A 2,059-nucleotide genomic window follows, 5' to 3' on the forward strand; every position below is an offset into this window, starting at 1 on the left:
CAAGGCTGAGGCGAAGAAGGGCGTCGGCGCCGAGCCGCGCATTCAGCTCTGGTTCCGCCTGGCGGACGAGCCGACCTCGGGATCTTCAAGTTCCAGTCGGGCTCCTGGTCGCTGGTCTCGGACCTCTCCTACCACGAGGTCGAGGAGGAGCTCGCCGACCTGAGCGAGGACGGGCTCCAAGGTGCGCGCCACGCTCGCCCTGGAGGAGGTCTCCTTCGTCGCGAAGAACGGCGAACGCGCCGGCGAGACGGTCCGCTACACCAAGCCGACGCTGACCCTCCACGGCAAGGCCTGATCCACCCGCCGCCTAGCGGCACCGCCCCTCGAAGGCCCCCGTCAGTCCACCCGGACCGCCGGGGGGCCTTCGTCGTATCCACGCAAGGAGCCTTGCATGACTCACGACCTGCCGGCGATGCGCCGGTTCAAGAACCGCCTCCTCGACGCCGAGTCGAACCCGCTCGCGATGTGGCTCTCGACCGAGCTCGCGCCGGCCTTCGGCAAGGGCGAGGAGTGGGATCCGTTCGTGACCCTCGTCAGCGCCGTCGAGGCCGAGGGCAGCGCGCTCATCGACGCCGTGAAGTGCCCGGACGGCCTCCCGCACGGGGTCGCCTTCCCGTCTGACGCCTCGGGCTCCATCCGCGACGTCTTCAGCGAGCCCCTGCCCGTCGTGCGGGGCGGCTACGTGACCAACCCCAACGCCCGCAAGGGCTCCCTGTTCGAGCGCCAGGTCCGCGATTACCTCGTCGAGGCCGGCATCTTCGCCTACCGCCCGCGCCAGGAGGGGCGACAAGGACGTCGGCGATATCCACTCTCCGCCGTTTGTCCTCCAGGCCAAGAACTACCGCGACATCCTCACCGGCATCCGCGAGGGCGTCGAGGGCGTGCGCGTCCAGAAGGGCCACGCCCGCATGCCCTTCGGCGTCGCCGTGGTCAAGCGCCCGCGGAAGCCGATCGAGGACGCCTACGTCGTGATGCGCCTGGGGCGACTTCCCGCAACTCGTGCGAGCCGTGACGACCCCTCCAGGCCGATTCCGTCCTCGACACCGACTGACCCGACCTGAAGGAGGTAGCCGCGTGACGGCCACCGACGCACGACCTAAGATCCTCGACCTCTACAGCGCCGGCGGTGGCGCCGCGATGGGCTACCACCGAGCCGGGTTCGACGTCTACGGCGTCGAGCTCGACCAGGACCGCGCGGACCACTACCCGTTCCCGGTCCGCTCGACCAGCGCGCTCGACATCCTCCGCCGCCTCGATCGCGGCGAGCACGTCTGGTTCGAGGACCGCAACGCGCCTGGCCGCCCCGTCGAGTTCCTCCGGCGCTCCGACTTTTGCGGCGATCCACGCCTCGCCGCCGTGCCAGGCGAACACCGCCCTCACCAAGGGCAACCGGGCCCGCGGCTGGAAGGACGATCACGTCGACCTGATCCCAGAGACGCGCGAGCTCCTCGACGCCGTCGGCCTGCCGTACGTGATCGAGAACGTCCAGGGCGCAACCATGCGCCGGGATCTGACCCTGTGCGGCGAGACGTTCGGGCTCGGCGTGATCCGGCACCGCTACTTCGAGCTTGGCCGCTGGTCGACCGAAGCGCCCGAGCACGCCCCGCACCGCGGCCGTGTCGCGGGCTACCGGCACGGCCAGTGGTACGAGGGCCCTTACTTCGCCGTCTACGGCAACGGTGGCGGCAAGGGCAGCGTCGAGCAGTGGCAGACCGCTATGGGCATCGACTGGCTCGACGACCGCGTACTCCTCGCCGAAGCAATCCCCCCTGCCTACACCGAGTTCGTCGGTGCCCGACTCCTGAAGGCGGTGACCGCGTGACCAAGACCCTCGCCGACCTCATCTCCAAGTTCGACGACGTCGAGCACACCGACGACGGCGTCCTCGTCCACTGCCCGGCGCACTCCGACTCCCGCCAGTCGCTCCGGCTGACCGTGGCCGACAAGGGCAAGGTCCTCGTGCGCTGCCGCGCCGGCTGCCCGACACCGAAGGTGGTCGAGGCCCTCGGGCTGACGATGCGCGACCTCGCGACGATGAAGCCCGGCGACGTCGACTTCA

3 protein-coding genes are annotated in these 2,059 nt (G+C 70.0%); all 3 read left to right on the forward strand.

Annotated elements, in window-relative coordinates; translation table 11 throughout:
- Positions 1–391: 391 nt before the first annotated feature.
- A complete protein-coding gene (locus PROKR_RS32300) occupies positions 392–1,012 on the forward strand; it encodes a hypothetical protein (protein ID WP_157601847.1) in 621 nt (206 codons plus the stop codon).
- A 459-nt stretch (positions 1,013–1,471) separates the two neighbouring features.
- Positions 1,472–1,822: a hypothetical protein gene (locus tag PROKR_RS36760; RefSeq protein WP_211240003.1), complete on the forward strand. Its 351-nt coding sequence runs from the start codon at positions 1,472–1,474 to the stop codon at positions 1,820–1,822.
- The coding region (locus tag PROKR_RS33560; protein WP_211240004.1) for a hypothetical protein at positions 1,819–2,059 on the forward strand (241 nt) is incomplete at its 3' end. The genes PROKR_RS36760 and PROKR_RS33560, both read left to right, overlap by 4 nt.

This window comes from Promicromonospora kroppenstedtii DSM 19349 (genome assembly GCF_000515355.1).
In the GTDB taxonomy this organism is placed as follows: Bacteria; Actinomycetota; Actinomycetes; order Actinomycetales; family Cellulomonadaceae; genus Promicromonospora; species Promicromonospora kroppenstedtii.